This window comes from Ligilactobacillus sp. JN-6 (Y).1, from assembly GCF_058111525.1.
Window position 1 is genome coordinate 2078742 of the sequence record NZ_CM176599.1, and the last position, 23717, is coordinate 2102458.

19 protein-coding genes are annotated in these 23717 nt (G+C 39.2%); 17 read left to right on the forward strand and 2 right to left on the reverse strand.

The window, feature by feature from the left end; translation table 11 throughout:
* Positions 1 to 59 precede the first annotated feature (59 nt).
* A complete protein-coding gene (locus AC3XNE_RS09685; protein WP_489831865.1) occupies positions 60 to 887 on the reverse strand; it encodes a pyruvate, water dikinase regulatory protein in 828 nt (275 codons plus the stop codon).
* Between the two features lie 320 nt (positions 888 to 1207).
* Here AC3XNE_RS09685 and AC3XNE_RS09690 point away from each other — a divergent pair, with 320 nt between their 5' ends.
* The 16 genes from AC3XNE_RS09690 (at position 1208) to clpB (ending at position 19887) form a co-directional block, all read left to right on the forward strand.
* On the forward strand, positions 1208 to 2167 hold the full coding sequence (locus AC3XNE_RS09690) for an IS30 family transposase (protein WP_010500073.1): 960 nt from the start codon (positions 1208 to 1210) through the stop codon (positions 2165 to 2167).
* A 104-nt stretch (positions 2168 to 2271) separates the two neighbouring features.
* Complete coding sequence (gene rpsU / locus AC3XNE_RS09695) at positions 2272 to 2457, forward strand: 30S ribosomal protein S21 (protein WP_003690207.1); 186 nt, start codon at positions 2272 to 2274, stop codon at positions 2455 to 2457.
* Between the two features lie 21 nt (positions 2458 to 2478).
* Positions 2479 to 2925 carry a GatB/YqeY domain-containing protein gene (locus AC3XNE_RS09700; RefSeq protein ID WP_489831866.1) on the forward strand — a complete coding sequence of 149 codons (447 nt, stop codon included), beginning with the start codon at positions 2479 to 2481 and terminating at the stop codon, positions 2923 to 2925.
* Positions 2926 to 3066: 141 nt separating this feature from the next.
* The gene (locus AC3XNE_RS09705) at positions 3067 to 4044 is read left to right on the forward strand and encodes a PhoH family protein (protein WP_489831867.1); all 978 of its coding nucleotides are present in this window, start codon (positions 3067 to 3069) and stop codon (positions 4042 to 4044) included.
* Positions 4045 to 4076: 32 nt separating this feature from the next.
* Complete coding sequence (gene ybeY, locus AC3XNE_RS09710) at positions 4077 to 4556, forward strand: rRNA maturation RNase YbeY (RefSeq protein ID WP_489831868.1); 480 nt, start codon at positions 4077 to 4079, stop codon at positions 4554 to 4556.
* 37 nt (positions 4557 to 4593) lie between these two features.
* Complete coding sequence (locus AC3XNE_RS09715) at positions 4594 to 4944, forward strand: diacylglycerol kinase family protein (protein WP_489831869.1); 351 nt, start codon at positions 4594 to 4596, stop codon at positions 4942 to 4944.
* Between the two features lie 45 nt (positions 4945 to 4989).
* Complete coding sequence (era, locus tag AC3XNE_RS09720) at positions 4990 to 5892, forward strand: GTPase Era (protein WP_489831870.1); 903 nt, start codon at positions 4990 to 4992, stop codon at positions 5890 to 5892.
* Between the two features lie 84 nt (positions 5893 to 5976).
* The gene (recO, locus tag AC3XNE_RS09725; protein ID WP_489831871.1) at positions 5977 to 6762 is read left to right on the forward strand and encodes a DNA repair protein RecO; all 786 of its coding nucleotides are present in this window, start codon (positions 5977 to 5979) and stop codon (positions 6760 to 6762) included.
* Between the two features lie 557 nt (positions 6763 to 7319).
* The gene (glyQ, locus tag AC3XNE_RS09730; RefSeq protein ID WP_489831872.1) at positions 7320 to 8237 is read left to right on the forward strand and encodes a glycine--tRNA ligase subunit alpha; all 918 of its coding nucleotides are present in this window, start codon (positions 7320 to 7322) and stop codon (positions 8235 to 8237) included.
* 1 nt (position 8238) lies between these two features.
* Positions 8239 to 10317, forward strand: a complete 2079-nt coding sequence (gene glyS / locus AC3XNE_RS09735; RefSeq protein ID WP_489831873.1) for a glycine--tRNA ligase subunit beta — start codon at positions 8239 to 8241, stop codon at positions 10315 to 10317.
* A 282-nt stretch (positions 10318 to 10599) separates the two neighbouring features.
* Positions 10600 to 12468, forward strand: a complete 1869-nt coding sequence (gene dnaG / locus AC3XNE_RS09740; RefSeq protein WP_489831874.1) for a DNA primase — start codon at positions 10600 to 10602, stop codon at positions 12466 to 12468.
* A 34-nt stretch (positions 12469 to 12502) separates the two neighbouring features.
* Entirely contained in the window at positions 12503 to 13603 is a 1101-nt protein-coding gene (gene rpoD, locus AC3XNE_RS09745) for an RNA polymerase sigma factor RpoD (RefSeq protein WP_489833400.1), read from the forward strand.
* Positions 13604 to 13752: 149 nt separating this feature from the next.
* Positions 13753 to 14463 (forward strand): tRNA (adenine(22)-N(1))-methyltransferase, encoded by a 711-nt coding sequence (locus tag AC3XNE_RS09750; protein WP_489831875.1) that lies wholly within the window; start codon positions 13753 to 13755, stop codon positions 14461 to 14463.
* Positions 14447 to 15562 carry a Nif3-like dinuclear metal center hexameric protein gene (locus AC3XNE_RS09755; protein WP_489831876.1) on the forward strand — a complete coding sequence of 372 codons (1116 nt, stop codon included), beginning with the start codon at positions 14447 to 14449 and terminating at the stop codon, positions 15560 to 15562. The genes AC3XNE_RS09750 and AC3XNE_RS09755 overlap by 17 nt, the downstream gene beginning before the upstream one ends.
* A gap of 33 nt (positions 15563 to 15595) precedes the next feature.
* Positions 15596 to 16837, forward strand: a complete 1242-nt coding sequence (pepT, locus tag AC3XNE_RS09760) for a peptidase T (RefSeq protein ID WP_489831877.1) — start codon at positions 15596 to 15598, stop codon at positions 16835 to 16837.
* A gap of 431 nt (positions 16838 to 17268) precedes the next feature.
* Positions 17269 to 19887, forward strand: coding sequence for an ATP-dependent chaperone ClpB (gene clpB / locus AC3XNE_RS09765; protein ID WP_489831878.1), 2619 nt, complete (start codon positions 17269 to 17271; stop codon positions 19885 to 19887).
* Positions 19888 to 19933: 46 nt separating this feature from the next.
* Here clpB and AC3XNE_RS09770 read toward each other — a convergent pair whose 3' ends face one another.
* Positions 19934 to 20122, reverse strand: coding sequence for a YjzD family protein (locus tag AC3XNE_RS09770; RefSeq protein WP_489831879.1), 189 nt, complete (start codon positions 20120 to 20122; stop codon positions 19934 to 19936).
* A 191-nt stretch (positions 20123 to 20313) separates the two neighbouring features.
* Between AC3XNE_RS09770 and dnaE the strand changes: the two genes are divergently transcribed.
* Positions 20314 to 23652 carry a DNA polymerase III subunit alpha gene (dnaE, locus tag AC3XNE_RS09775; protein WP_489831880.1) on the forward strand — a complete coding sequence of 1113 codons (3339 nt, stop codon included), beginning with the start codon at positions 20314 to 20316 and terminating at the stop codon, positions 23650 to 23652.
* Positions 23653 to 23717: the final 65 nt, after the last annotated feature.

The following is a 23717-nucleotide window of genomic DNA, read 5'->3' on the forward strand; positions in this document are numbered from 1 at the left end:
ACCTGTCTTCACACAAAGTAAAGTCGAGGATGTTAAGGCTTGTTTTTAATACTTAAAAATTATTCGGTAGGATCTTGGTGGTCGTTCAAACTTTCCATAATCAAAGTAGCTGTTTCTTCAATGGATTTGTTGGCAGTGTTAATAACTAAGCAACCTAATTGGCGGTAAAGATCTTGAGAAAAATTCAGCTCACTATTGATATTATCGAGATCAGAATAATGTGAATCAGGGTCTAATCCATATGCCACCATTCTTTGACGGCGAATTGAGTTTAAAATTTCTGGATCATTAGTTAATCCAAAAATCCTACGCTGATCGATCTCGTATAATTCTGCGGGTATTTTAGTTTTTGGAACCAAAGGAAGATTGGCTACTTTATAGCCCTTATTAGCTAAATATAAGGACAATGGCGTTTTAGAAGTCCGTGAACCCCCTAGTAAAACAATATCTGCTTGAGTAAAACCGCTTGGATCCTTGCCATCGTCATAGGTGACCGCAAATTCCATACATTCGATCCGCTTAAAGTAATCTTGGTCTGTATGGCGGTTCATACCCGCTTCTAAACGAGGAGCAACATGACTCTTGTCTGTTAACATTTGTAACAAGTCATCTAAGGCTCCTAAACATTGGAGATAGTTTTCCTGGCAAAACGTCTCGATTTGTTCAGATAGTTTTTTTAAAACCAAGGTGTGGACAATAATTGCATTTACACGTTTGGCCCGTTTAAGGATACCACTCAGCAAAGATGATGTTCTAACTAGTGGGTATTGTTGAATGTTAAAATTAACCTCAGGAAATTGGACTGTTGCTGCCTGAACTAAATTATAGGCAGTTTCGCCAATTGAATCAGAGATCACAAATATATTTATTTTTTCGTTGTCTGACATGTAACTTCCCCCTTAATAAATATGATCACTTGCTAGTGCTTATTGCTAAATTTTACAGTAATACTTCTTGCCAATAATTATACATGCTAAGTAAACCGAATAAAACCGCTAATATCTTAAGTGACATTTTCTTTTCAAGGAAAAGTACTTTCAGTAAACTAAGAAGTCATAATAATTTGAAAATTTGTAATTAGGTTTTAATAATATATTGACTGGTATTTTAAGTTTATGTATCGTCGTTTGTAAAATTAAGTTAGAAATAAAAAAGCCATTTGTGGTAGACTTTTGAATATCCCTAATCAAAAGAGAGGTAACCACAAATGACTTATAAACATCTTACCACACGTGAATTAACCTTTATATATAATTTTTGGAAACAAGATATTAAAGCCTATCATGCCGCTAAAGCTCTTAAACGTTCCAGCGAAACCGTTTATCGTGTTTACCGGTTTCTAGATGCTGGTAATTCAATTAGTCAATTTCAAGAAAATCATCGAGTTAATAAAACTCATTGCGGTCGAAAAGCAATTGAATTACCAGAAGATGAAACCAAATACATTAAGCAGAAACTCGCATTAGGTTGGACCCCTGATACGATTATTGGTCGAGCTGAGATACAGATCAGTTGTAGTATGAGAACCTTATACCGACTTTTTCAAAGAGGTGTTTTCAATGTGAAATTGTTGCCAATGAAAGGTAAAAGGCATCCAAATGGTTACGTTGAACGGCGTGGTAAAGCTGGCCGACTCGGCAGAAGTATTTATCAACGCTATCAGGATTATCCTCATTTTCAACATGAATTTGGTCATTTAGAAGCAGACACCGTCCAAGGCAAAGCACATCAAGGTGCAGTTATGACCTTAGTTGAGCGTCTCTCCAAAGTTGAAATCATTTTAAACATCCAACAAAAATCGGCTGAATGCGTTAACAAACATCTTAATCAATGGTTGTCCCAACAGCCAAAACACCTTTTCAAGTCAATTACTTTTGATAATGGTAAAGAATTCACTGGTTGGAAAGAAATCGCAAATAAGCATGATATTAGTACTTATTTTGCCGAAGTTGGGGCTCCTAACCAGCGTGGCTTAAACGAAAATAATAATGGACTAATTAGACGAGATGGTCTCAACAAGAGCATGGATTTTCGCAATTTACCAAATGCTTTAGTTCAACAAGTCAGTAGCCGGCGTAATCATATTCCAAGAAAATCATTAAATTATAAAACACCAATTGAGGTATTCATGGAAAACATCACAGATAAACAGCTATGTTATTTCTAACTTAATTTGACATTTCAAGTATAATAATAAAGAACTGGTAAGTTTGTGTTTTGATATGCAATTTTATACGGTTACACTTTAAGCTCGGAGGGAGGGAAAACATCATGTCAAAGACAGTCGTTCGTAAAAACGAATCTCTTGATGACGCTCTTCGTCGCTTCAAACGTACCGTTTCCAAAACAGGTACATTGCAAGAATATCGGAAACGTGAATTCTATGAGAAGCCAAGTGTTAAGCGTAAGAAAAAATCTGAAGCAGCTAGAAAACGTAAAAACAAACGTCGTTTCTAAAGTCCTAAGGGGGCAGATGGTTTGAGTTTGTTAGAGACTCTGCAAAAAGATATGGTAGCAGCGATGAAGGCAAAGGATAAGGAAAAATTAAGCACTATCCGGTTGCTGAAGGCTGCTGCGACAAATGAAAAAATCAACTTGGGTCATGATTTGACTTCCGATGAAGAAGTTGCAGTTTTGTCGCGTGAGCTTAAACAACGTAAGGATTCTTTGGCAGAGTACAAAGCTGCTGATCGTCCAGAGACAGTTGCTACGTTGCAAAACGAAATTAAAATCGTTGAAAGCTATATGCCTGCTCAACTTAGCGAAGAAGAAGTTAAACAAGTCGTCGCTGAGACAATTGCAGCTGTCCATGCGGAATCACCAAGTGATTTTGGTAAAGTCATGGGTGCTGTGATGCCCAAACTAAAAGGGCAGGCTGATGGAAAGCTCGTTAACTCAACTGTTAAAGAGTTACTTTCAAATTAAAGATCAAGGAGTTCGACTATTCAAAGTCGGACTCTTTTTATGTTACTAAAAATTTCGTTTTCAGCAAGCTATACTTGTAATAAAATAAGGTATAAGCTATATTTAAGTTATTCTAGTTACGATTTTAAAGGAGACGTTCAATTGTCAGAGGAACAATTAATTGAAAAAGAACTGCGAGTCGGCAAGCCGGAAGTACAGGCAGCCGTGTCTGGCGTGAATGACAGTTACCTAAAATTGATCGAAGAAGGTCTCAGTGTAGATATCAGACCTGTGGGGGATGCACTCAAGATCAAAGGTGATCAGCAAGCGGCAAGTCAAGCAATTGATATCATTCAAAAGCTTAAAAAACTAGTTGAACAGGGTGTTGGTATTTCCGAAAGTGACGTCCTTTCCGCGATAAAAATGGCGCAAAATGGGACCTTAACTTATTTTCAAGATCTATATAAAGAAACCTTGATCAAAGATAATAATGGTCGTCCTGTGCGTGTTAAAAATTTTGGTCAACGTAAATATGTCCAAGCGATCAAAAACAACGACCTTGTTTTTGGTATTGGACCGGCCGGAACTGGTAAGACCTTTCTTGCGGTTGTGATGGCGATCGCTGCTCTTAAGAAGAAACAAGTTGAAAGGTTGATTTTAACTAGGCCAGCGGTTGAAGCTGGTGAATCACTTGGATTTTTGCCGGGTGATCTCAAGGAAAAGGTCGATCCATATTTGCGTCCGATCTATGATGCGCTGTACGCAATTTTAGGCTCTGAGCATACTGAAAGATTGATAGAACGTGGTGTCATAGAGATCGCACCATTGGCATATATGCGTGGACGGACATTGGATAATGCGTTTGTGATCCTTGATGAAGCACAAAACTCGACACGGGCACAAATGAAAATGTTTTTGACACGTTTGGGGTTTGGTTCCAAGATGATCGTGAACGGTGATGTCAGTCAAATCGATTTACCAAAAGGACATCAACAAAGTGGTTTGATCGATGCTAGTAAAATTTTGCAGGGATTACCGCACATCAAGTTTATTCAATTTTCCGGTAATGAAGTCGTCCGTCATCCAGTAGTTTCAGAGATCATTGCTGCTTATGAAGATGTTGACAATAAATTGCCGTAACAATTATACAGAAAAAGAGGATTATTAAATATATGGATCTAGAGATTTTTGATGAGACAAAAGCAGTATCACAAGAATGGTTGACAATGATCGCTGAGTTGCTAAATTATGCGGGAAATTATATCAACTTACCCGATAACACTGAGATGTCTGTGACGATCGTTGATAACGATAGGATCCACGCTATCAATAAAAAATATCGTGGAGTTGACAAGGCGACGGATGTGATCAGCTTTGCGATCGAAGAAGATGACGGTGAAGAAGGCCCAATAATTTTTAGCGACGATTTTGATTTTGACATTCCTAAAAATATTGGGGACATTTTTGTTTCACTCGAAAAGGTAAAAGAGCAAGCAGCATATTTGGGACATTCTGAAAAAAGAGAATTAGGATTTCTAGTCGTTCATGGTTTTTTGCATTTAAATGGTTACGATCATATGAAATCTGAAGATGAAAAAGAGATGTTTGGCTTACAAAGAAAGATTTTAGATGCCTATGGCCTCAAAAGATAAAAGAAGATTTACCACAAAATGGAAAAATCATAGTTTTTTGCAGTCTTTAAAACATGCCAGTGAAGGCCTACGGACTGTTTATCAAAATGAACGGAATTTTCGCTTCGACTGTTGGGCAGGAGTGCTTGTCGTTATTGCGGGTTTTTTGTTGCGGGTAACTAATAATGAATGGCGCAGCTTGTTACTGGCTGTTTTTTTGGTTTTGGCCAGTGAGGCGTGGAATACAGTGATCGAAAACATTGTTGATTTGGTATGTGGTGCAAAACACTATTCGTCTGCTAAAAAAGCAAAGGATATTGCCGCGGGGGCCGTTTTACTCTCTTCTTTTTATGCTATTTTCACGGCAGCTATGATTTTATTACCAAAATTCTGGCACTTGTTTTTTTAAATTTCACTCGTGCTAAATTCTTCTTAACAAAGAAAGGAAAATATAATGACAAACACTTTTCACTCTGGCTTTGTTGCGATCATCGGTCGTCCAAATGTCGGTAAATCAACTTTTCTTAATCATGTGATCGGACAAAAAATTGCTATTATGAGCGATAAACCACAGACTACCCGTAATAAGATCCAGGGGATCTATACTACTGATGATTCGCAAATTATTTTCATTGATACTCCTGGTATACACAAACCTCAAAGTAAATTGGGGGATTTTATGGTAGATTCTGCACTCTCCACGTTAAATGAAGTTGATGCAGTTTTATTTATGGTCAACGCGACACAAAAACGTGGGAGAGGTGACGATTTCATCATCAAGCGATTACAAAATGTCAAAAAGCCGGTCTACTTAGTGATCAATAAGATAGATCAGATCCATTCCAATGATATTTTGCCAATTGTTGACGATTACAGAAAAACATTAGATTTTCAAGAAGTTTATCCGATTTCCGCTTTGAAGGGGAATAATGTGTTTGAGTTAGTTGATGATCTGGTAAATGATTTGCCAGAAGGGCCGCAATTTTACCCAGAAGATGAGATCACGGATCACCCTGAACGCTTCATTATTTCCGAGTTGGTCAGAGAAAAAGTTAACCAACTAACACGTGAAGAGATCCCCCATTCTGTCGCGGTAGTGACTGAACGCGTTAAACGAGAGGATGAAGAAAAGGTCCAGGTTTCTGCTTCGATCATCGTTGAACGTAACAGCCAAAAAGGTATTATTATCGGTAAAGGCGGCAAAATGCTGAAAAGGATCGGTACTTTAGCTCGTAAAGATATCGAAACTTTATTAGGAGATAAAGTATACTTGGAGTTATGGGTCAAAGTTCAAGAGAATTGGAAAGACCGTAAAACTGACCTTCAGTCTTTGGGGTACAAACAAGATGATTATTAACTCTTAAACAGATCTAGCTTTTACTGGTTTAGATCTGTTTTTGTTAGTCTTAAAAGGTGTAAGATACGAAAAGGGGGGGTTAAGTTGGCTCAACATCAAGGCATAGACTTCCAAGGGATCGTTGTTTCACGAAATGATTATAAAGAACGGGATATGTTGGTTAAGATCTTGACCGATAAGTTTGGCATCAAAACGTTTTTTGTTAGAGGCGCGCGAAAAAAGGGCTTCAAACTAGCCTCAGCGATCTTGCCATTTTCGCATGGGCTGTATTTCGGAAACGTTAATGACCACGGTCTTTCGTTCATCAATGGCACGTCAGAACTGGAGCAGTATCAACAAATATATGCAGATATCGAGTTAAATGCCTATGCGTCGTATATTTTCGGACTGGCAGGGGCTGCATTTGGAAATGACGAACCTCTACCTGGTGGATGGTTTAATAAGATCGCTACTTCTATCAATTTGATCGACCAAAGATTTGATCCCGCGATAATTACCAATATCATTGAGATCCAACTTCTAGATCAATTTGGTGTTAAACCATTTTTGGAGAGTTGTGTAGTCTGTAGCAGCACTTCTGGCCCATTCGATTTTTCTGAAAGTTATGGTGGGTTATTGTGTCGCAAACATTGGTATCTTGATCTTCATCGGCTGCATCTAGATCAGCGGACAATTTATTATTTAAGACAGTTTTCTGCCATTGATCTTGACCAATTACGTTCGGTCAATGTCAAAAATGAAACTAAGAAGTGTTTACGTCAGACTATTGACACTTTGTACAACGATCAAGTTGGTGTTTATGTAAAAGCCAAAAAATTTATCGACCAAATGGGCAAATGGGATCAAATTTTGAGAGATCCTCAAGAATGATTCAGGTATTTTGCACAATTGTTTACCTGAGTATCTTTATGATAAAGTAATTGAAGTTGGCATCCCCCTAATTGTCAACAAAATCACAAAGAGCACAAGTCTCCACGAGTGATGTTCAGTCGGTAACGACTGGACATTTTTTACGTATAAGTATATTTTGAAAACTGCACTATAATTTTTTATTGACAAATATTTCTTTCTGACTTATTGTTTAACTATTCGAATAACGTTGGCGAGAATGAGATTTGATCGAATTTAACTGGTTTTAGCGAGTCTGGAAAGTGAAAGCAGATCACCAGTACTTCGAGTGGCGATCTTTAGTCAGAATTTAAAAGTAGTCGGTTGCGTAAACCGGAAATAGGGTGGAACCGCGATCGTTTGACCGTCCCTATGTAGCATCATCTATTGCTGCATAGGGGCTTTTTTTGACTTCTAATATTGAGATAAAGTGGTTATGTTTTCTGCCGGCTGATCTTATTATTCAAACAAGGTTCGGGAAATGATTTGTCTTATTGCTACCGTTATTGCTGGTTATATTTTCGAGGAGGAAAAACTTCATGTCTAAAAAGTTAAGTATTCAAGAGATCATCTTAACATTACAACGCTTTTGGTCAGACCAAGGCTGTATGTTGATGCAGTCTTATGATACGGAAAAAGGGGCCGGGACGATGAGTCCATACACCTTTTTACGTGCGATCGGTCCTGAACCGTGGAATGTTGCTTATGTTGAGCCATCACGTCGTCCTGCAGACGGTCGTTATGGTAAAAATCCTAACCGTTTGTACCAACATCACCAGTTTCAGGTGATAATGAAACCATCTCCTGCTGATATTCAAGATATTTATTTGGATAGTTTAGCTGCTTTAGGGATCGACTCTAAAGAACACGATATTCGTTTCGTTGAAGATAATTGGGAAAATCCATCAATGGGCTGTGCCGGTGTTGGCTGGGAGGTGTGGTTAGATGGAATGGAGATCACTCAGTTTACCTACTTCCAACAAGTGGGTGGCTTGAATGTCTGGCCGGTTGCTGCCGAAGTAACGTATGGTTTAGAAAGATTGTCATCTTACATCCAAGACGTTCAGTCTGTTTTTGATCTAGAGTGGGCAGACGGTGTCAAATATGGCGACATTTTTTTACAGCCTGAGTATGAGCAATCAAAATATTCGTTTGAAGAGAGTGACCAAGAAATGTTGCTCAAAGCTTTCGATCAGTATGAGATCGAAGCAAAAAAACAAATTGCTAATGGTTTAGTTCATCCGGCTTATGATTACATTTTGAAATGCAGTCATACATTTAATTTATTAGACGCCAGAGGAGCAGTTTCTGTGACAGAGCGAGCAGGTTATCTGGCCCGGATCAGAAACATGGCTAAATCCGTAGCTAAAGTCTTTATTGCCGAACGCAAGAAACTTGGCTATCCTTTGATCAAAGACGAAAAATTACGGACAAAATTGTTAGAGGAGGACAAGTAAGATGAAACACACATTCTTATTAGAGATCGGATTAGAAGAGATCCCTGCGCATGTTGTTACTCCAAGTGTTGCCCAGTTGGCAACGCGCATGCAAGATTTTTTAAATGATTCAAGGATCTCTTATGACAAGATAGAGACCTACTCAACGCCACGACGGTTAGCCGTTAAAGTACTAGGCCTTGCAGATAAACAGCCCGATATTAAAGAAGTGGCCAAGGGGCCAGCTAAGAAAATAGCAGTGGATGAACAAGGTAACTGGTCTAAAGCAGCACAAGGCTTTTGTCGCGGACAAGGCGTTGATCCGGACAAGATTTATTTTAAGGAATTTAAGGGTACAGAATATGCTTATGTGGAAAAAACTATCTTGGGTAAACCAGTCACTGAAGTGCTAACTGATGTTGATCAGGTGATCAAAGCGATGCGTTTTCCAACCATGATGCGGTGGGGTACGAACGACTTTGAATTTGTGCGTCCTATTCGATGGTTGGTGAGTCTCTTAGATGACCAAGTAATACCAATTCAGATCTTGAATATCAAAGCAGATAGGGTCTCTGCGGGACATCGTTTTTTGGGAAATGATGTTTCACTTACAAGCGCAAATGATTACCCGGCAAGTTTACTTGATCAGATGGTCATTGCAGACGCAACAAAACGTAAAAACATGATCTATAATCAGATCAAGGCTCTCGCACAGAAAAATGACTGGCAAGTTGTGATCGATGATGATCTGTTAGAAGAGGTCAATAATTTAGTAGAGTATCCAACCGTTTTTGCCGGATCATTTGACAAAAAGTACTTGAATTTACCAGATGAAGTTTTGATCACCTCTATGAAAGATCATCAACGTTTCTTCTATGTTCTTGATCAAGATAGTCAGATGTTACCGTATTTTGTATCAGTTAGGAATGGTAACGATAAGTTTATAGGAAATGTAGTTGCCGGAAACGAAAAAGTTTTGACCGCACGTTTGGAAGATGCCCGTTTCTTTTACGAAGAAGATCAGCAAACTCCGATCGCCACTAATGTTGAACGCTTAAAGAACGTAATGTTTCATGATAAGATCGGTACGGTTTATGCTAAAATGCAACGTGTTACTTTAATTGCAGGTTTCTTAGGTAATAAAATTGGCTTAACAGATGAGCAATCAAAAGAGCTAGCACGTGCTGCCCAAATTTATAAATTTGACATTGTAACTGAAATGGTCGGTGAATTTGCAGAACTTCAAGGTGTAATGGGTGAAATTTATGCTCGTTTATTTGGTGAAAGTGAAGGCACTGCTGTGGCTATCAAAGAATCTTATATGCCTGTTGGTTCTGAAAGTAAATTACCTCAAACAGACGTTGGCGCGATTTTGTCGCTCGCAGATAAATTAGACAGTATTCAATCGTTTTTCGCTGCAAATATGTTACCTAGCGGTTCTAATGATCCTTATGCCTTGAGAAGGCAAGCTTTGGGGATCGTGCGGATCGTTTTGGCTAAACGTTGGAAGGTATCAGTTGTTGATTTGGCAGCTGCAATTACCAATGCTTACAAGAAAGCACAGGATTTGTATACAAACATTGAGCCGGATCAAAATCAAAGTGAGTGGGAGCAGTTTGTTATGGATAGAGTCCACCAGTTATTAACTGACAAGAATTATGCTTATGACATTGTGAATACGGTGGTCGCAACCAAAGAAAATACTTTCCAGCAGATCTTTTCAGCGGCAGATGTTTTAACAAAACATCAATCTGATCCTGATTTTAAGGAAAATATTGAGGCATTGACTAGGACTGTTCGTTTGGCACGAAAAGGACAAAACGACGTTTTACTTTCAGTCAAGCAAGATTTATTTGAAAATGATTCTGAAAAGAAGTTGTTTGCAGCCTTCAATGCTGTTGCTAAGTCATACTCAGAAGAAAACTTGGAAGAACGCTATAAATCACTTGCAAGTTTGCGTGAACCGATCAGTGAATATTTCGATGAAACGATGGTCATGGTCGATGACCAGGCAGTTAAGGATAATCGTTTGACGCAATTAGATAGTATTGCTAAGCTAACATATTCTTTTGGTGCACTGGACGATCTAAATGTTAAATAATAGCTGGTAAAATTCAGCTGTAAATGCCCAGAGAGCGCATTCTCTGGACATTTTTGATTTAGGAGATGAATATAGATTTCAAGAATTTGAAAATTGCATGAAGTCCGACCGTAATTAAAAAAAGAATTTGTGGAAATGTTAGTTTCATAAGCGTTTTTCTTGCATAACGTTGTGTTTCATTATATGATTACTGTCGATTATGTAAAAATAGACATGGCGAAGTCGCACATCTTTTAGTGCGACTTTTAACCACTGTTGTTAAAGTTATTTTGAGGTGGTCGTGTGAGCAGAAGGATCCCCGAAGAGGTGATCGATGATGTCCGTTCTCAAGTCAATATTTTGGATATTGTTGAGCAATATGTTCAAATGCATCGTTCTGGTCAAAACTGGTTCGGTCTATGCCCTTTCCATACGGAAAAAACGGCATCTTTCTCTGTAAATGAACGGAAACAGATTTTTAACTGTTTTTCATGTCACCGTGGAGGCAACGTCTTTAAGTTCATTATGGAGATCGAGAACTTAAGTTTTCCTGAAGCAGTCATACGTGTGGCTGCTTTAGGGAACGTGACGGTCGATCAGGAGTATATTGATAATGTTAAGGTAGGTAGCACTGCAACGTCTGGTGAAAAAGCAGATTCGGATGTTAATGTTCTGATAGATTATCACCGTGAAGCAGCTGAATTATATCATCATATTTTAGTCAATACAAAACTAGGTGAAGAAGCACTAAATTATTTACACGGGCGTGGCCTAACGGATGAGTTGATCGATGAATTTCAGTTGGGTTATGCTCCGGCAAACAAATTACTTTTACCGTTCTTTGATGAACACCAGCCGGATTACCAGAAATTGCGTAAAACTGGGTTGTTTGTAGAAATGCAAGACGGTAGTCTAAGTGATCGTTTCAGGCAGCGGGTCATGTTTCCGCTCAGAAATACGGCAGGTCAAGTGATCGCGTTTTCTGGTCGTTTGTTACAGAAAAATGAACAACAGCCAAAGTATTTAAATTCCCCAGAAACCGAACTGTTTAATAAGCGGGATGTTTTATTTAACTTTGATAAGGCCAAAAATTCAGTTCGGAGCGAAAAAAATATTATTCTTTTTGAAGGTTTCATGGATGTCTTAGCTGCTTATCGTGCTGGAGTAAAAAATGGCGTAGCATCAATGGGGACAAGTTTAACGGAACAACAAATTTATACGTTAGCAAGAGTTTCTAAAAAAATCAGTATTTGCTATGATGGAGATGACCCAGGGCAAAATGCGACTAAAAGAGCGTTGGAATTACTAGGTTCGCTGGATCGTTTTGAGATAACGGTTATTTCTTTACCAGAAAAATTAGATCCAGACGAATATATTGGTAAGTATGGAACGGAAAAGTTTTATGAACGCGTGCATAGTAGTCCAGAAAGCGAATTAGCCTTTTATCTGCGTTATTATAAGCAAGGGCGTAATTTGAATAATGAACATGACCAGTTGGCGTATCTAGATGATGTGTTAAAAAAATTAGCACAAAGTAATGATGCAATCGAAGTCGATCTATATTTGAATCGCTTAGCACAAAAATTCCAGGTGGATAAGAATGCTTTAGAAGCACAGCTTAAGGAAATTCGTTCTTCCATACAGGAAAAAAATAGTTTTCAATGGCAACAGAAAACTCAACAACAACAACCTGTTACTTGGGATCCACAGGCACAGGCTCCAGTGCATTATTCTCGGATAGAACAGGCCGAAAGATTGTTATTGTATAGGATCTTACATGATCACAGTGCTTGGTTAAAGGTTGCCAATGTACCAGAATTTAGTTTCGTTCATGAAAACTACCAAACTCTGTATTTATTGGCCCAAGGTTTTTTCAATCAACATCAAGATTATGATAGTGCCGCGTTCCTAGATTTTATTCAAGAAGGTGCACTGCAGGAGATCGTTGTTTCGCTTGAAATGAATCATTTTTCGGAACAAACTAGTGAGCAGGAGATAAATGATTGCTTGAAGTTGATTTTACAGGCTTCTCCTTTAGAAGAGCAGATAGAGTCTTTGCAGGTACAACTCGCTCGTGCTAAAAGAATGAATGATCAAGATAATGTCGTTGAACTAACAGTTAAATTGGTCGAATTATTACAACGTAAACAAGCTGGAATTTCAGCAATATAAGGAGGATCTCGCCTTGGCAGAAGAGAAAAAGAAAATAAATGATGTAGAGAAACAATATAAAAAGGAATTACGGAATTTGATCCATGAATTTAAACCCAAAAAGCAGATCCAATATTCTGTATTGTCCAAAAAATTAGTTGAACCATATCAGCTGAATGCAGACGCAATGGATAAATTGATCGAATCAGTTGAAGATGCAGGGATCGCTGTTGTAGACGAGAAGGGTGAACCAAGTGAACATGCCTTACATGCGGCTACTAAACAAGCTGAAAATGCCAAAAGAGATGTGTCTGCGCCTTCTGGTGTTAAGATCAATGATCCAGTCAGAATGTATTTGAAAGAGATCGGTCGTGTCGACTTGTTAACTGCCGATGAAGAAATCGCACTGGCTTTAAGGATCGAACAAGGTGATGAGTTTTCTAAACAACGTTTGGCAGAGGCCAATTTACGGTTAGTCGTTTCTATCGCTAAACGTTACGTTGGTCGGGGAATGTCGTTTCTTGATCTGATCCAAGAAGGAAACATGGGTTTAATGAAAGCTGTTGAAAAGTTTGATTACCGTAAAGGGTTCAAATTCTCCACTTATGCGACATGGTGGATCCGTCAGGCGATCACTCGTGCGATCGCTGACCAAGCTCGGACGATCAGGATCCCGGTCCACATGGTCGAAACTATCAATAAATTGATCCGGATCCAGCGGCAACTTTTGCAAGACCTTGGTCGTGAACCTGTCCCGGAAGAAATTGGTGCTGAGATGGATATGCCGACGGAAAAGGTCCGTGAGATCTTGAAGATCGCTCAAGAGCCTGTTTCACTTGAAACTCCGATCGGCGAAGAGGATGACTCTTATTTAGGTGATTTTATTGAAGACGATGAAGCCACTAGCCCAGCAGATCATGCTGCCTATGAACTATTAAAAGAGCAGTTAGAAGGTGTACTTGATACTTTAACGGATCGTGAAGAAAATGTTTTGCGGTTACGTTTTGGCTTAGATGATGGCCGGACAAGGACTTTGGAAGAAGTAGGTCGAGTTTTTGGTGTGACCCGTGAGCGGATCCGTCAGATCGAAGCGAAGGCGTTGCGTAAATTACGTCATCCTTCCAGATCTAAGCAGTTAAAAGATTTCTTAGATTAAAAGTAATTTTGTGATAGTTCATGTTAAAAGGCCGAAACGTTTTTCGGTCTTTTTTCTTTACATAAGTTAGGAAATTACTAAGCTAGTATAAAAATATTATTCATTTGGTGTACAATAATAGAGAAAGTTAATTGATCAAGGAGTAAGAAATGGATGCAAATAGATTGTCTCAACGGTTGCTGCATGTAGCGCAACATGTCCCGTTAGGTGCGCGGCTGGCAGATATTGGTTCGGATCATGCTTATTTACCAGTATATTTAGCTAAAAAGGGCCTGATCTCTTATGCTGTCGCTGGTGAGGTCGTAAAAGGCCCTTATCAAAATACCACACAGATCATTAAACAAGAACAAGTAGAAAACATCGTGCATTCACGCTTGGCTAATGGACTTGCCGCCTATACTAAGGAAGACAGGATAGACACTATCACGATTTGTGGGATGGGTGGCCCACTGATGGTCAACATATTAAATGCCTCTCCCGAAAAACTCGCTGCTCGTCCTGTATTGATCCTCCAGCCTAATGTAGGAGCTGATGCCGTTCGTGAGTGGTTGGAAAAAAATTGCTATCGGATCACACAAGAAGAGATCCTCGACGAGGCAGGGCATGTTTATGAGATCATAGTTGCTGAAGCTGATCCAAATGCTCAAAAAATGACTGCAGATGAGTTATTTTTTGGTCCTTTTTTACTGCAACGAAAAGATCTTGCTTTTGTCAAAAAGTGGTCTAGAGAATTACACCGTGAAGAAAAAATTTTTTCTGCTTTGACAGACGCAAAAAAAGTGAACGATCCAAAATATTCTGAAGTTAAAAAGAAAATCATCCAAATCAAAGGAGTGTTATACCATGACGACAGTCAATGATATCGTGACTAGATTTGAAGAATTCGCACCTAAACAGCTGGCGGAAAAAGGAGATCCGATCGGTTTGCAATTGGGCGACTTGCAACAAGATGTTCATAAGATGATGGTCAGCCTTGATGTCAGACCCGAAACAGTACAAGAAGCGATCAGTTCGGGGGTCGATCTTATATTTGCACATCATCCCGCGATGTTTCATCCGGTAAAAAGTTTTGACCTTGGTGTGCCGCAAAACCAGATGTATGCGGAATTGATCAAACACAACATTTCAGTGTATGCAGCTCATACGAATTTGGACAGTGCTCAGGGGGGGATGAATGATTGGCTTGCTGATAAATTAGAACTTCAACAGACTGAACCCTTACTGGGGCCATTCGAGGAAAAAACATATAAACTCGCAGTTTTTGTTCCCGTTGATAATGCTGGTCAACTACGACAAGCTTTAGCTGCGGCAGGGGCTGGCCAATTCGGGGATTATTCTAGCTGCTCTTTTGCTGTTCAGGGAAAAGGGCGTTTTTTGCCAGCTGAGAGTTCACATCCATACCTGGGACAAGCGGGCCAACTAGAAGTGGTCAACGAAGAAAAAGTCGAAGTGGGTTTTCCGGCTAAATATAAAAAGCAGGTTTTAGCTGCCATGTATGCTAACCATCCTTACGAAGAAGTTGCTTTTGATCTCTACCAAATTGAGGGTTCAGGATTAAAATACGGGATGGGTCGTATAGGTGACCTTGCTTCGCCTATGACTTTAAAAAATTTCATTGCTCAGTGTAAGGAAGCTTTTGAGATCCCAAGGTTGCGAGTCGTGAGTCCTGATCTTCAACAAGAGATCCAAAAAGTTGCTGTTCTTGGTGGCAGCGGCTCTCAATTTTATACTGATGCGTTGGCGAAAAGCGCTGACGTTTATGTTACGGGTGATGTAAGTTATCACACCGCTCATGATATGTTAGCAAGTGGATTGAATGTGATCGATCCTGGTCATCATTTTGAATGGATCTGTCAGCCTAAGCTACAGCAGCTCTTTACTAAATGGGCTAAAGAGGATGGTTGGGCAGTTGATGTCACTGCTACTACAATTAACACTGAACCATTTAAATTTATGTAAGTAATATTTTAATTTTATAGAGGAGGATCTTTCATGGCAAAATATGATAGTTTAATTCCACGTTTTTTAAAGTACGTTCGTAAGGAAACCCGTTCAAACGAAGATTCAACCACTGTGCCTTCCACACATAATCAGGTAGAATTCGCGAATGAGCTGGTGTTGGAATTAAACGAGATCGGTTTATCAAATGTTCGTATCGCTGAGAAAAGCAGTTACGTCTTTGCAACACTGCCAAGTAACTTACCTGCCGATAAAAAAGCAAAAAAGGTCGGCTTCATTTCCCACATCGATACGGCAGACTTTAATGCTAAAAATGTATCACCTCAAGTTATCGAGAATTATGATGGTCAATCAGATATCAAACTGGGGAATAGTGGTTATTCGTTAACAACTGACGAGTTTCCTAATTTAAAGAATTACAAGGGCGATAATTTGATCACTACCGATGGCAATACATTATTAGGTGCTGACGATAAGGCCGGAGTGACAGAGATCATGACAGCCGTAGAATATTTGGTCAAACACCCAGAAATAAAACATGGCGAAGTGGAAGTTGCTTTTGGTCCAGATGAAGAGATCGGAACAGGTGCCGACCGTTTTGAAGTTGATGAATTTGGTGCAGACCTTGCTTACACCGTTGATGGTGGGCCTTTAGGACAATTGGAATACGAAACTTTTAATGCTGCTCAGGCTACTATTCGTTTTGTTGGTAAAGACGTTCATCCTTCAGAGGCTAAGGGTATTATGATCAATGCCTTAAAGTTAGCCGTTGAGTTTGAAAACCATTTGCCAAGTGCTGAAGTGCCAGAAAGAACCGAGGGACGTCAAGGCTTCTTCCACTTGTTGAGTATCAATGGTACTGTTGACCAAGCTAAAATGACTTATATTATTAGAGACCATGACCGTAGTAAGTTTGAAGAGCGTAAGCGATTGGTCAAAAATATTGTGGCAAAGATGAACGAACAATTTGACGAACAACGTGTTATTTTGGACATGAAAGACCAATACTATAATATGCGTGAGGTTATCGAAAAAGATATGACTGTTGTCGATCTCGCTAAAGAGGCGATGGAAGACCTTGAAATTAAACCGCTGATCGCTCCCGTGCGTGGTGGAACTGACGGATCGAAGATCTCTTTTATGGGGTTACCAACCCCTAACTTGTTTGCCGGTCCAGAAAACATGCACGCGAGGTTCGAGTATATCTCTGAACAAACAATGGAAAAGGCAACCGATGTTGTTTTGCAGATCGTAAAATTAGTTAGTAAAGGCTAGTGCTTTTATAGGCTATTAGGAACTTTCTGAATTAGTCTTGATAGACATTTTCAGTGACACTGTTATTAGTTTGTTGCCTGATCCTGAGTCCTAAAAGGTTAAGTAATTATTTGCCTAATGTAAATGATAAAGATCTATATCAAAACTTGGTATAGGTCTTTTTTGATAAAGTTTAACTAATTTGACTAAAAAGATAACAATTTATGGCTTAGCTATTTTATGCTGTCTTTTAATGATTTTGTTGGTCTAAGGCATTAACTTTATTTTAAAAAAGGTGTTTAATCGTTGATATAACAATTTGGTCAAAGAAGGTAAGACTTTTTACTAGCATCTGTTTTGATATCTTGTATAATGGAGACAATGAGTGAATTGCTAAACTGAAAACAAGTAAACTGAAAATAAATGAAAAATGAACAGAAGGGACGAAGTGCATGAATAACGATAGTTTGACAAATGCAGTGCAAGAAGCGATCGGTCAGGCACAGCAAATAGCAATGACACGTAAGCACCAAGAGATCGATGTGGTTCATTTATTTAAATTCCTGTTCCAACCTGGTGAATTTGCGGCTGATTTATACCAAAAGGCTGGACTTAATGTTGATGAATTTGAAAAAGAGATCGATCAACAACTAGACAAGATCGCAATAGTTTCTGGTAATGTCGCTTATGGCCAAACGGTCAGTCAAAATTTAGCCCAACTACTGCAAAAAGCAGACCAATTAAAACAAAAGTTAGGCGACGAGTATATTGCTATTGATACGCTCGTTTTAGCACTTATGCAATTACAGTATCATCCGTTAACTGAATTTTTAAAACATAAGGGCGTTACTGAAGAAAAGTTGCAGGCAGTCATCGATGATTTGCGAGGAGGAGAACACGTGACATCTAAGGACCAAGAAGCGCAATATAAGGCATTAGAAAAATATGGAACGGATTTAGTTAAAGAGGCACGGTCTGGTAAACAAGATCCAATTATTGGCCGTGACGAAGAAGTCCGCGATGTGATACGGATCCTTTCACGCAAGACAAAAAACAATCCTATTTTGATCGGTGAACCAGGAGTTGGTAAAACAGCGATCATCGAAGGATTAGCCCAACGGATCGTTAAAAATGACGTCCCTGCAAATTTAAAAGACAAAACTATTTTCTCTTTGGATATGGGTTCTTTGATAGCGGGTGCCAAATATCGTGGAGAATTTGAAGAGCGACTAAAATCGGTCCTTAAAGAAGTTAAGAAAAGTGAAGGGCAGATCATCTTATTTATTGATGAGATCCATAACATTGTTGGTGCAGGAAAAACAGAAGGAAGCATGGATGCCGGCAATCTTTTGAAACCAATGCTTGCTCGGGGAGAACTGCATTTGATCGGTGCAACTACTCTGGATGAATATCGTGAGAATTTAGAAAAGGACAAAGCGCTCGAGCGTCGTTTTCAGAAAGTGCTTGTTCAGGAACCAACTGTGGAAGATACGATCGCGATTTTGCGGGGGTTACGAGAAAGATATGAGATCCATCATGGCGTTCGGATCCATGATAATGCATTGGTTGCAGCTGCGACACTTTCAGACCGGTATATCACGGATCGTTTCTTACCAGACAAAGCAATCGACCTGGTAGATGAGGCCTGTGCTGAGATCAGAGTCGAAATGAATTCTGTTCCGACTGAACTAGATCAAATTAACCGTACCGTCATGAGGCTTGAGATCGAGGAAGCCGCATTAAAGAAAGAAACTGATGATGCTTCGAAGAAACGTTTGACTGACGTCCAACAGGAACTAGCTAACGCACATGAAAAAGACAATCGGTTAAAAATGCGGTGGGAAAGTGAAAAAGAGGACATCCAAAAAGTCAGTGACAAGAAATCTGAGATCGATCAAGCTAAGCATCAATTAGAAGATGCTGAAAACCAATACGATTTAGAAAAAGCAGCTAAATTGCAGCATGGCACTATCCCACGTCTTGAAAAAGAATTAGCAGGCCTAGAGAAAGGCGACCGGCCGGATGATTGGTTAGTTGAAGAATCGGTCACTGAAAATGAAATTGCTGAAGTTGTTAGTCGGTCGACAGGGGTGCCAGTTTCTAAATTAGTCGAAGGTGAACGGCAAAAGCTGCTTCATTTGTCTGATAGTTTGCATAACAGGATCATTGGTCAAGATGAAGCTGTGGACGCAGTTTCTGATGCAGTTTTACGTTCACGAGCCGGTTTGCAAGATCCATCGAAACCATTAAGTTCATTTATGTTCCTGGGTCCAACTGGTGTTGGTAAAACAGAATTGGCAAAGGCACTAGCTGAAAATTTGTTTGATTCTGAAAAGCATATGGTGCGTTTAGATATGAGTGAATATATGGACAAGATCTCAGTTAGTCGCTTAGTTGGAGCCGCCCCTGGATATGTTGGTTATGAAGAGGGCGGGCAGCTTACGGAAGCTGTTCGTCGTAATCCGTATACGATTATTTTGTTAGACGAAATTGAAAAAGCACACCCAGATGTTTTTAATATTTTACTGCAAGTGTTGGATGATGGTCGTTTGACCGATAGTCAGGGCCGGACGGTCGACTTTAAGAATACTATTATGATCATGACCTCTAATTTAGGATCAGACATTTTGTTGGATCAGGTCGCCGAAGATGGAAAGATATCTGAAGAAACACATTCTGCCGTCATGAAATTAGCTCAAAGCCACTTTAAACCCGAATTTTTAAATCGTGTGGATGATATTATTATGTTCACACCATTGTCTATGGATGCCATCAAACAGATCGTTGATAAATTTATCGGCTTACTATCAGATCGCTTGGCGGACCAAGAGATTTCCTTAACGATCACTGATGCGGCTAAAGAATGGTTAGCTAAAAATGGTTATGAACCTGCATACGGGGCTCGGCCTTTGCAACGTTTCATTACTGACCATGTTGAGACACCCTTAGCTAAGCAGATCATAGCTGGTAAGATCATGCCGAGATCAACAGTTGAGATCAGCTTAGGAGGACAAGAAAACCTGATCTTTAACGCACAAGAAAATAGCAAAGTAAACGAAACAATGAATTAAAAAGTTAAAATGGCAGTAAAAAAGCGTTGCATTAAGCAACGTTTTTTTATTTAGTATTATAATTTTTTGGTTTTAACATAGGCGCGATCAGGTTGATCACAACAAGGCTGCCAATCATTGCGACTACAAGGCTCATTGTAACATTGAAAACCCCACCAGTTAAAGCAGAGACAATATAGCCCAGTACCAGACCATAAATTGCACTCCAAAAGAGCAAAGTGAGCTGTTTAAGCATTTCATTCACCTCTCATTAATTAGTAGTTTAGCACAAAAATGAAAAAATAAACATATATTTTAAACGAGTTTAAGCCGAAATATTTCTGCGATTTTTGATAAAGTTGCATATTAAAAGTGGGAATGTTTTTGAAGGTAGTTGAAAATTTGAGTATAATTAACTTAACAAATAAAAGAGGAAGGGGGAGTACAATGTTTAGTCCACTACAAGTTATAAGTTGTTATAGTTTGTTGCACAGTCCGCTTAAGATTTCGGAATTGGTAAAAAAAGCCAGTGAACTAGGGTATCAAGCACTGGCTCTCACTGACATTAATGTTATGTACGGTGTTTTGGACTTTTATAAGGCCTGCCAAACTCATCATATTAAACCGTTATTGGGTTTAACTTTACAATTGGACGATAGCAAGCAAGATGACGCGACAAATGAACTGATCTTGATCGCAAAAAACAATCAAGGCTACCATAATTTAATAAAATTATCGAGTCGAAAAATGACCAAAGAGCCTGACGAGTTGAATGGAGATCGTTTGTCACTTAAGGATATCTCTCCGTTTTTACAGGATCTTTTTGTGATCACGCCTACTAAAAATAACATAATGATCGACGCTTTAGAAAACCATAATTTATCAGTAGCGAAAAAAGAGGCGGCCAAGTTTAAAGAGATCTGTGCACCGGCTAGTTTATTTTTAGGAGTCAGTCCACATATGTCAGACCAAATGGTGCTCGATATCCGTAGTCTGGCAAGGGAATTAAACCTAGAAATCGTGGCGGCTTCCCCTTTGAAATATATACGTCCTGAGCAAAATTTTGAAGTTGCGGTTTTGAATGCTGTCAGACTTGGCAAAAAAATGACGAGTACAGAATTAACTCAACAAAGGGACGGTTCACATTACTTGAAGTCCCCTGCCGAATTTTCACAAGAATATCAACAGTCTGGCTTAGAAGATGCATTTCAAAATGTATCTCAAATCGTGGAGCAAGTTGACATCAAACTTAAATTCCCACCGACTCGATTGCCACGTTTCAAGACTCCCACAGGTTATACCTCGGCCCAATATTTGCGGAAATTATGCTCAGAGGGACTGAAAAAGCGGCTCCAGGAAAACAAGATCAGTAATATTAAACCGTATCAGGAACGGTTAGACCATGAACTTGCAGTCATAGATCGAATGGGATTTGATGATTATTTCTTAGTAGTTTGGGATGTTACCCATTTTGCACACGAACAGCATATCATGATCGGACCAGGACGAGGTTCAGCGGCCGGTTCCTTAGTCGCTTATACTTTGATGATCACTGACGTTGACCCACTTGAATACAACTTGCTTTTTGAACGATTTTTAAACGAAGAGCGTGCTCAGATGCCAGATATTGATCTGGATATTCCTGACCTAAAACGTGATCAGGTCATAAAATATGTTCATAAAAAGTATGGACATGAACAAATGGCTCAGATCATCACATTTGGTACTTTGGCTGCTAAGCAGGCGTTGCGAGATGTGGGACGCGTGATGGGTGAGACGACTTACGAAATGGATCAATGGAGTAAAGCCATACCGTCAGTTTTGCATATTACACTGGCTGAAGCTTATCAGCAGTCACAAAGGCTGCAAAATTTAGTTGCAGATAGTCAAAAAAATGAGTTGATCTTTAAAACGGCTACTCATCTCGAAGGTTTGCCACGACATTATTCTTTACATGCGGCTGGTGTGATCTTAAGTGAACAAAGATTATCCGATATAGTCCCAGTTCAATTGGGGCCCGATGAAATGTTGGTTACACAGTTTGCTAAGGATCAGGTTGAAGAGGTCGGCTTATTAAAGATGGATTTCCTTGGTTTACGTAATTTGACTATCCTAGAAAATTCACTGCGTTTTATTTCGATCGGCTATCATAAGCAGTTAGATATCCGACAAATAGACTTAAAAGATCAGCAAACATTAAAACTTTTTCAGTTGGCGGATACAAATGGTGTTTTTCAATTTGAATCTGACGGGATCCGTAATGTTCTCAGAAAGCTGGAACCGAATTCTTTTGAGGATATTGCTGCCGTTAATGCATTGTATCGCCCAGGGCCAATGAATAATATTGACGAGTTCATTGCGCGTAAGCATGGTCAAAAACGTGTAACGTATCCAGAGCCGTTTTTGAAAAAGTTTTTGGAACCAACCTATGGCATCATGGTCTATCAAGAGCAGGTCATGCAAGTTGCTTCGGCGATGGGAGGCTTTTCTCTTGGCCAAGCCGACCTCTTGCGTCGAGCAATGAGTAAAAAGAAGCATGATGTGATCAAAGAAATGCAACAGAAATTTATTGATGGTGCTATAAAAAAAGGGTTTGACGCTCGGACTGCAGAAAAAGTATACGACTATATCGGTCGGTTCGGTGATTATGGCTTTAACCGCTCGCATGCGGTTGCTTATTCTAAGATGGCTTTTGAATTAGCATATGTGAAATGTCATTATCCAGCAGCTTTTTACGCTTCCTTATTAAATTCTGTGATCGGGTCGTATAAAAAAATCAAGACTTATCTCACAGAGGCAAAAAGCCGTAATATCAAAGTCCATGCCCCAGCAATCAATGAAAGTGAAACTTATTTTATTTTAAAAAAGCATGCCATTTATTTTGGCCTAGGGTGCATAAAAACGATCCGACGAAATTTTGTGCATGAAATCATTCAAGAAAGAAGAGCACATGGTCCATACCGAACATTTAACAATTTTTTACAACGGCTGCCTCCGGAATACTTAAAACAGGATGCCATTGAAGCTTTGATCTACAGTGGTGCCTTTGATAAATTAGATCCTTCACGAGCAGAGCTGCTTGATCAATTGCCTAAAATGCTCAAAACTGCGGAATTAAGCGGTGCTAACGTTGACTTATTTGAGAATTTAGCTCCTAAAGCACAAGGAAAAATACCTGAGTTATCAGAAGAAGAACAACTCAATAAAGAAAATTATTATTTGGGTGCCTTTTTATCCGGTCATCCGGTTGAAAAGTTTGCAAAATTAGCCCAGATATATCAGACAACAAAAGTTAATACAATACAGGCAGGAAAAAGTGTTACCAGTATCGTTTATCTGAAAAAAATAAAGGTCATTAGGACAAAAAAAGGAGAACAGATGGCTTTTGTCACGGCTGACGATGAAACAGGATCCATTGATTTGACCGTTTTTCCCCAACAGTTTCGTAAGTTTTATCCTCTTTTGACCGAGAGTACGGTCGTGGTAGTCAAAGGCAAAGTCGAAGAACGGCGCGGGATCCAACTATTAGTGGATTCAATTGAGTTAGCGAGGGACTTAAATGGTCAACGTTACTTTCTTCGCCTTAAAAGTGGGAGTTCTAATCAGCAAAAGCGGGAATTGGAAAGATTGCTCAGAACTTTTCATGGCCAAGTTCCAGTGATCGTTTATGATGAAAGCACAGACCGTAAAGTTTTATTAAATGAGAACTTGTGGTTTACTAGTGCTAGAGAAGCCCAGCAGAAGGTTATCGACTTATTAGGTGAAAATAATGTGGTTTTGAAGTAATGAAAATAGATGTAAATCGCATGAAAAATTTCATAATTTTTTCGAAATAAACAAGACAATGCCTG

Bases quoted from the DNA above. Each gene is read 5' to 3' on its own strand.
- clpB (WP_489831878.1), top strand. From the start codon at position 17,269: ATGAATAACGATAGTTTGACAAATGCAGTGCAAGAAGCGATCGGTCAG.
- glyQ (WP_489831872.1), top strand. From the start codon at position 7,320: ATGTCTAAAAAGTTAAGTATTCAAGAGATCATCTTAACATTACAACGC.
- AC3XNE_RS09750 (WP_489831875.1), top strand. From the start codon at position 13,753: ATGGATGCAAATAGATTGTCTCAACGGTTGCTGCATGTAGCGCAACAT.
- glyS (WP_489831873.1), top strand. From the start codon at position 8,239: ATGAAACACACATTCTTATTAGAGATCGGATTAGAAGAGATCCCTGCG.
- pepT (WP_489831877.1), top strand. From the start codon at position 15,596: ATGGCAAAATATGATAGTTTAATTCCACGTTTTTTAAAGTACGTTCGT.
- AC3XNE_RS09690 (WP_010500073.1), top strand. From the start codon at position 1,208: ATGACTTATAAACATCTTACCACACGTGAATTAACCTTTATATATAAT.
- rpsU (WP_003690207.1), top strand. From the start codon at position 2,272: ATGTCAAAGACAGTCGTTCGTAAAAACGAATCTCTTGATGACGCTCTT.
- ybeY (WP_489831868.1), top strand. From the start codon at position 4,077: ATGGATCTAGAGATTTTTGATGAGACAAAAGCAGTATCACAAGAATGG.
- AC3XNE_RS09770 (WP_489831879.1), bottom strand. From the start codon at position 20,122: ATGCTTAAACAGCTCACTTTGCTCTTTTGGAGTGCAATTTATGGTCTG.
- era (WP_489831870.1), top strand. From the start codon at position 4,990: ATGACAAACACTTTTCACTCTGGCTTTGTTGCGATCATCGGTCGTCCA.
- dnaE (WP_489831880.1), top strand. From the start codon at position 20,314: ATGTTTAGTCCACTACAAGTTATAAGTTGTTATAGTTTGTTGCACAGT.
- AC3XNE_RS09685 (WP_489831865.1), bottom strand. From the start codon at position 887: ATGTCAGACAACGAAAAAATAAATATATTTGTGATCTCTGATTCAATT.
- AC3XNE_RS09755 (WP_489831876.1), top strand. From the start codon at position 14,447: ATGACGACAGTCAATGATATCGTGACTAGATTTGAAGAATTCGCACCT.